Raw genomic sequence first — 6,818 nt, forward strand, 5'->3', positions numbered from 1 at the left:
ACAAGGCCTCCGCTTCGCCATCCGCGAAGGCGGCCGCACCGTCGGCGCCGGCGTGGTGTCCAAAATCAACGAGTGATCATTAAAACTGGGCGCGAGGACCCGCGGTAGTCGTTTCGAAGAAACGATGAAAGCGGCCCCGCAGCACCCAGGTTTTATTTGCAGGCCGTCCCCAAGGGGGCGGCCTGTTGCGCTCCCCCCCGAAGCGCGCCAGCCAATACCCTGAATGAGGTATATCACCGCCCTTTGGGGTGGCTGGTGCGCACCCGTGCCGCAAAGATGAACGCGTCCAGACAAAGGCCGTTCTCATGCTGAAATTTGTTGTACCCCTGTTCGCCTTGGGCCTTGTCGCAGCCTGCCAACCCAACGGCATGCGTGATGCCGGGCCATTGAATGATTGGGAACTGTCCTGCGGGGCCGACCCGGAATCCATGCGCCAAACCATGGAGGGGTGGGTCTTTCGCACAAGCGACAATTACTGCACCGGCGGCACATTCAATCAACGCGCCGAGATCTTTACAGAGGAATTCCCCGTAAACAGTACCGGCAGCGTCCGTTTTACGTCGAATATCTCGTTTACATCTGCCGAGAACCGGGAATTCAGCATCTTTTCCATCCACGATGGACGCAACGGCTGCGCACCTCCGTTGCAGCTTTTTGTTCGCCCAGACGGTCGCATGTATATCGCCAGCGCCATCAAGACGGGTCCGGGCGAATCCTGCATCGACCAGCGCCTTAGCACGACATCGCAGGGTCGGATCAGACGTGACGGGACGGAACAGCAACTGGCCATAGTGGTCCGCTTCGACGGGGCCGGTGGGTTTGGTGTGGTGGTGTCTTTGAACGGGGAAACACAAATCTCCGGCCGATATCGCCCGCCCACCCGATCGGACGCCATTGTGTCGCAACGGTTCTATTTCCAAACACGGCGTGTACTCAAAAAACGTCTTGGACTACGTCATGCGGTCGCGGGACATGACAGTGGTCGCCCTGCCGCCCGATGCCTAGTGATGCTACGGAAAGGGAATGAACACGAGGCACATCCTATTTGGCATACTATGTTTGTTGTGTGAACATTCGGCGCAGGCCCAATCCTCATTGGCAGACGGTTTTGGACGCTTTGATCTGGAAAGCGCACGGGTGCCCTATGCGGTGCAACGCGGTCAGTTGGCCGATGGCACACGGGTCGAAAGGTTCGAACTGCGCACCGGAGATTGCAGTGGCACAGATTGTTCGCGCGACCGCGAGAGGGTTGAGTTCATCCAACAGGGTGGTCCGCGCATCGGATCGGAATTTTGGGTGGGGTATTCCGTCATGCTTGACCCAAGCTGGCCCAACCTTGGACCGCGTATGAACACCAAGATCGGACAGTGGCATTTGCCACGGTATCAAGGGCGCGGTCAGGGGCCGACTTTGCTGATGGAGGTCAATGACGATTGCCTCATCGTATCGGTCAAAGACCCCAACGTCGCGGATGACGATCCGATGAACCTCGCCCCCAATCTGGCGTGAGACTGTGTCGCCCCGCGCAGTCAGATGGTCGGGCGGTTCAACCGGATCATGGTCAATGGCGTTTGGACCACTGGTCAGGACGGTTTCTTGACTGTTTATCTGAATGGGCGCCCGGTCTGGTCTCATCAAGGGCGGACAATCAACGTCAATGTCGCGCCCTATTTTCGGTATGGCATCTACCGCAGTTTCGTCAGCCGCTGCGCGGGCGGCTGTGGCACTCAGGTAGCGTACTATTCCAACGTGCTTCAGGGCCGCAGCCGGGCTGATGTTGAATAAAGCGGCCGCGCTGTCCATGATGACGTGAATTTGCTACGTTTCGGCAGCACAAGCGGAGGCACCGGTGATGTCTCACCTTTGATCTAAGTCCCTTGTCGAAACTTTGACCAAAGGAGGCCCCATGCCGCCCCTGCCGCCCCGTGCGTTTCCAGACCCGTCGACGCTGCACCCTGTGATCCTGCCCAATGGTACCGTTCACAAAGGCACCGTCTTTCTGGCCGCAGCGGTGGACCATCCGAATATTGATGTGGGCGACTACACCTATGCCAGCGCGCATCAGCCGCCAGCAGATTGGGCGTTTCATTTGGCCCCGTACCTCTATCCCGGCGCGCCCGAACGTCTGATCATTGGGAAATTCTGCCAGATTGCTGATGGCGTGACTTTCATCACTGCTTCAGCCAATCACCGCTATGACGGGTTCTCAAGCTTTCCGTTTTCGGTCTTCCTCGACATGGACCGCAACCGTCCGTCTATGCCCCAAACCTTTGCGGACACGGTCATTGGTCACGATGTCTGGTTGGGGCAGGGGGCCACCGTCCTGCCCGGCACGACGATAGGGTCCGGTTGCCTCATCGGGGCAAAGGCCGTCGTTGGCGGGACCATCCCGCCCTATAGCATCGTCACAGGCAATCCCGGTCACATCCTGCGCCGCCGATTTGACGACGCGACGATCGACGCTTTGATGCAAATCAACTGGTGGGACTGGCCCATTGACCGTATCGTCGAACGCGAGGCCGCGATTTGCGGTGCTGATCTGACCGCATTGGAGGCTTCATGATCCGGTTGGCGATAGCGATCTTGTCCTTTCTGCCATGGTGGGCCTACGCCCTTATCGCGCTGGGCCTTGGGAATCTGGCGCTGGACCAACATGCTAGCTACCAGTCGCGGGTCAGGGCCGCTGAACGCGCGATCCTTGCGGGGCCACCGCCTGCGCGCACGACCACGGCGATGGACACGCGGTTGCGGTCTGATCCGTTTCAGGAAATGCAGGTGACCGGCAATATTCGCGCTGACCTAGGGCTGGGCCAGATCGAAGGCGCGGTTCCGAAATCCTACATCGTGCTGGATGCGCCCGAACGAACAGGACCGGTCGTTGCGGTCATGTTTGTGGGCACCGCCAAACAGGCCGGATTGCCCGACCTTGTTGCAGCCTCCAACGATGTGGGGCGTGTCACGGCGTCAGGCTTTCGCCGGACGTTGGATTGGTCGACGGTCTCGGGCCAGTTGCGCCTGCAAGGTGTCCGCCGCGAGGTCGTTTTGATGGAGGCCATCGTCGGTGACCGCGCAGCAGCGCTGCGGGGAAAAGCCCAAGCCGATCTGCCGTTTATTTATGTCATCGGCGGTCTTGCCGCGCTCAGCGGGTTTGTGGCCTACCTGCGATATTCCAAATGGCGGGGACGTAGGGCAGCCAAGCGTCCGCGCGCGGCCCCAACGCAGGTTCCCCAACCGGCAGCGGCGGCCACCCCGCCTGGTCCGGCCAGCAGCCCGCCGCGTCCCGCAGCCGTGCCGCAAGCCTCCCCTTGGGCCACGGGTACCCGGACAACGTCGACGACCTTTGCCGATCCACCTGAAGACCCCGAATCCCCCCTGCCGGAATTCGAAAGCGTCTTTCCCGGCGGCGGCTCTGGCTTTCGGTTCAAGTCCGCGGATGAGATCATTCGCCAGTCTTTCGGTACAGTCTCCACCTTGGATCGCGCAAAAGGCGCAAAACCTGACGGCTGATGCGTTTGGGTGTTGCCAAGGGGACAACCCATGGGTATTCCCACCCTTGGCTTTAGGGGTTTAGCTCAGTTGGTAGAGCATCGGTCTCCAAAACCGAGGGTCGTGGGTTCGAGTCCCTCAGCCCCTGCCAAGCCACATCTCACCACATCGCCCAGTCTATAGGATTGAAAGCAGTTCAAAGGGTTGAAAAGCCGCATCAACCCCGTTACCTGCAAAGCGCATCCGATCAAAGGACAGACCATGGCCCGTACCAACCCAGTTCAGTTCATCCAGCAGGTTCGCGCCGAAGTTGGCAAAGTTGTTTGGCCCACCCGCCGTGAGGTCACCTTGACCACCATCATGGTGCTGATCATGGCCGCCGTCATGGCGCTGTTTTTCACGCTGGTCGATCTGATCATCCGCACCGGCCTCGAAGGCGTTCTTAACGCGTTCTAAGCCCCCTTGCGATGACAGTCAGGTCAGGGTAGAAAACCCCAAGTTTGATGGCGTGCAACGAATAAGTTGCACGCCGCTTTTATTTCCGGGACTCCCGTCACGGGGTCCACCACGACGAAAAGGTGTCAAGGATCATGGCGAAACGTTGGTATTCCGTCTCTGTGCTGTCGAACTTTGAAAAGAAGATCGCTGAGACCATCCGGACCTCTGTCGAAGAGCAGGGTCTTGAGGATCAGATTGACGAGGTTCTGGTTCCGACCGAGGAAGTGATCGAAGTCCGTCGCGGCAAGAAGGTCACGGCTGAACGTCGCTTTATGCCCGGCTATGTGCTGGTCCACATGGAAATGTCCGATGAGGGCTATCACCTGATCAACTCCATCAACCGCGTCACTGGTTTTCTCGGCCCACAGGGTCGCCCGATGCCCATGCGTGACGCAGAAGTTCAGCAGATCCTCGGCCGTGTCGAAGAAGGTCAGGACGCGCCCAAGCTGCTTATCTCTTTCGAGATCGGCGAGAAGGTCAAAGTCAATGACGGCCCGTTCGAGGATTTCGACGGCACCGTGGAAGAGGTCGACGAGGACAACCAGCGCCTCAAGGTCACGGTCTCCATCTTTGGCCGCGCCACACCGGTGGAACTGGAATACGCACAGGTCACCAAGCAGGGCTAATCACCCTGCGTGACCAATCCCGCATGGTCCGTTTAAGATGACGTCGCCCCGCGTGCTGTTGGGGCGGCGTTTTTTGTTTTGGCAAACGGGGCGGCCATACGTTTTCGTATGCATGTCATCCACATTTTGGGAATTTCATAGGTGCCGTGCGGCTTCTAGGTTTCGCTGCGTCGCGTCCCTTGCCAAGAAAGTGAGCCCCGAATGAAACCAATTCCCCAGACGATTGCCCTTTTGTCCCTTAGTTCCTTGCCGATCCTCGCAGGGGTTGCGCGCCTGTCCGAAATGGGAACGGGCGCGCCAGCAATGGAGGCTACAATCGCAAGCGCCAATATGCCCACCGGTCTGGCTCTTCATATCATTGCGGCTTCGGTGTTTCTGATCCTAGGTGCTGTACAGTTCCTTCCCGCGACCCGGCGCACGCTTTGGCACAAGCGCGCTGGTCGACTGGCGATTGCGGCGGGGCTGCTGGGGGCGATGACCGGTGGTATTTTGGCGGCTACGCTGTCGGTCGGTCCGACGTCCGGCCCGCTGCTTGTCCCCCAACGGATCGTCTTTTCGCTGCTTTGGGCGGTCGCGCTGCTGCTGGGTCTGGCGTCGGTCTTGCGCGCAAACACAAAGGCCCACCGCGCATGGATGATCCGTGGTTATGCCATCGGCGCTGCCACTGGCCTTCAAAGTCTTATTCTTTTGCCGTGGTTCTTTATGTTTGGTGTTCCGTCGGGGCTGCCATCGGATTTGGTAATGCTGGCATCGTGGCTGATTGCACTGGCGCTTGCCGAAATCGTCATCCGTCGACCCGCCCCCCTTGCCAAACGCCCCAACCCCGGCTAGACGGCGGCCTTGTCGCATTGCGACTCCCATGTGGGAGGCGAGGATCACGCGTGATCCAACCCCAACCACATCCACAAAACGTCACCGGGCGCGCCGGTGACTGGACAAAAGGAAACGACCAATGGCTAAAAAAGTCGCTGGCACAATGAAGCTGCAGGTTCCTGCAGGTCAAGCCAACCCATCCCCACCCGTCGGCCCCGCTTTGGGTCAGCGCGGCATCAACATCATGGAATTCTGCAAGGCGTTCAACGCCAAGACGCAGGAAATGGAAGCCGGTGCGCCGTGCCCCACCGTGATCACCTACTACCAGGACAAATCCTTCTCCATGGATATCAAGACGCCACCTGCGTCTTATTACCTCAAGAAGGCCGCCAACGTGAAATCCGGCGCCAACACACCGTCCCGCCAGACGGTCGGTTCCGTGACCACCAAGCAGGTCCGTGAGATCGCCGAAGCCAAGATGAAGGACCTCAACGCGACGTCCGTCGAAGGCGCAATGAAGATCATTCTGGGCTCTGCCCGGTCTATGGGCATCGAGGTGAAGTAACATGGCAAAGCTCGGAAAACGTACACGCGCCGCGCGCGAAGCCTTCGCTGGCAAAGAGAACGTCTCTGTTTCTGAGGCCGTGTCCTTGGTCAAAGACAACGCCAAAGCGAAGTTCGACGAAACAGTCGAAATCTCCGTTGTTCTCGGTGTTGATCCTCGTCACGCAGATCAGATGGTCCGTGGCAAGGTTGCCCTGCCAAACGGCACAGGCAAAACCATGCGCGTCGCTGTTTTCGCCCGTGGCGAAAAAGCAGACGAAGCCAAAGCCGCTGGTGCCGACATCGTTGGCGCAGAGGACCTGATGGAGACCGTGCAAGGCGGCAAGATCGAATTCGATCGCTGCATCGCGACTCCGGACATGATGCCAATCGTTGGCCGTCTGGGTAAGGTTCTTGGCCCGCGCAACCTGATGCCGAACCCCAAGGTTGGCACAGTGACGATGGACGTCAAAGAAGCAGTCGAAGCCGCCAAGGGTGGTGAGGTTCAGTTCAAGGTCGAAAAAGCCGGTGTGGTTCACGCCGGTGTGGGTAAAGCCTCTTTCGATGCCAAGAAGCTGGAAGAAAACGTGCTGTCCTTCGTGGATGCCGTTCAGAAAGCCAAGCCCGCTGGCGCCAAAGGCACCTACATGAAGAAGGTCTCTTTGACCTCTACCATGGGTCCAGGCGTGACCATCGCGGTCGATAGCGCGACTGGCAACGACTAAGATTTCGTCTCTTTTACGACGACACGAAGGGCCCCCAACTGGGGCCCTTTTTCTTTGCGGGCCGTTTGCATCGAATTGTTGGTAAAGGCTGCGTGAAGATCGCGGCCTTGTTAATGATACACTGACG

General features: G+C 58.9%; 9 protein-coding genes, 1 tRNA gene and 1 pseudogene. All 11 read left to right on the top strand.

Going from position 1 to position 6,818, the window contains the following annotated elements; genetic code table 11:
- Positions 1–76: hypothetical protein (locus ACTG36_RS16240; protein WP_439142958.1), on the top strand; the 76-nt coding region annotated here is incomplete at its 5' end.
- A 229-nt stretch (positions 77–305) separates the two neighbouring features.
- The gene (locus ACTG36_RS16245) at positions 306–1,070 is read left to right on the top strand and encodes a hypothetical protein (protein ID WP_375282337.1); all 765 of its coding nucleotides are present in this window, start codon (positions 306–308) and stop codon (positions 1,068–1,070) included.
- Positions 1,071–1,149: 79 nt separating this feature from the next.
- Positions 1,150–1,785: pseudogene (locus tag ACTG36_RS16250) on the top strand (heparin lyase I family protein).
- Positions 1,786–1,906: 121 nt separating this feature from the next.
- Positions 1,907–2,563: a CatB-related O-acetyltransferase gene (locus ACTG36_RS16255; RefSeq protein WP_375282336.1), complete on the top strand. Its 657-nt coding sequence runs from the start codon at positions 1,907–1,909 to the stop codon at positions 2,561–2,563.
- Positions 2,560–3,507: a hypothetical protein gene (locus tag ACTG36_RS16260; RefSeq protein WP_375282335.1), complete on the top strand. Its 948-nt coding sequence runs from the start codon at positions 2,560–2,562 to the stop codon at positions 3,505–3,507. Before ACTG36_RS16255 ends, ACTG36_RS16260 begins: the two co-directional genes overlap by 4 nt.
- 54 nt (positions 3,508–3,561) lie before the next feature.
- Positions 3,562–3,637: transfer RNA gene (locus tag ACTG36_RS16265), tRNA-Trp, on the top strand.
- A gap of 110 nt (positions 3,638–3,747) precedes the next feature.
- Entirely contained in the window at positions 3,748–3,942 is a 195-nt protein-coding gene (gene secE / locus ACTG36_RS16270; RefSeq protein ID WP_375281879.1) for a preprotein translocase subunit SecE, read from the top strand.
- Positions 3,943–4,076: 134 nt separating this feature from the next.
- Positions 4,077–4,610 carry a transcription termination/antitermination protein NusG gene (gene nusG, locus ACTG36_RS16275; RefSeq protein WP_375281878.1) on the top strand — a complete coding sequence of 178 codons (534 nt, stop codon included), beginning with the start codon at positions 4,077–4,079 and terminating at the stop codon, positions 4,608–4,610.
- A gap of 201 nt (positions 4,611–4,811) precedes the next feature.
- On the top strand, positions 4,812–5,441 hold the full coding sequence (locus tag ACTG36_RS16280) for a DUF2306 domain-containing protein (RefSeq protein ID WP_375281877.1): 630 nt from the start codon (positions 4,812–4,814) through the stop codon (positions 5,439–5,441).
- Positions 5,442–5,562: 121 nt separating this feature from the next.
- Positions 5,563–5,988, top strand: coding sequence for a 50S ribosomal protein L11 (gene rplK / locus ACTG36_RS16285; RefSeq protein WP_375281876.1), 426 nt, complete (start codon positions 5,563–5,565; stop codon positions 5,986–5,988).
- A gap of 1 nt (position 5,989) precedes the next feature.
- Positions 5,990–6,691, top strand: coding sequence for a 50S ribosomal protein L1 (gene rplA, locus ACTG36_RS16290; RefSeq protein WP_375281875.1), 702 nt, complete (start codon positions 5,990–5,992; stop codon positions 6,689–6,691).
- The last annotated feature ends 127 nt before the right edge of the window (positions 6,692–6,818 follow it).

The organism is Pseudooctadecabacter sp. (genome assembly GCF_965657175.1).
Taxonomy (GTDB): Bacteria; Pseudomonadota; Alphaproteobacteria; order Rhodobacterales; family Rhodobacteraceae; genus Octadecabacter.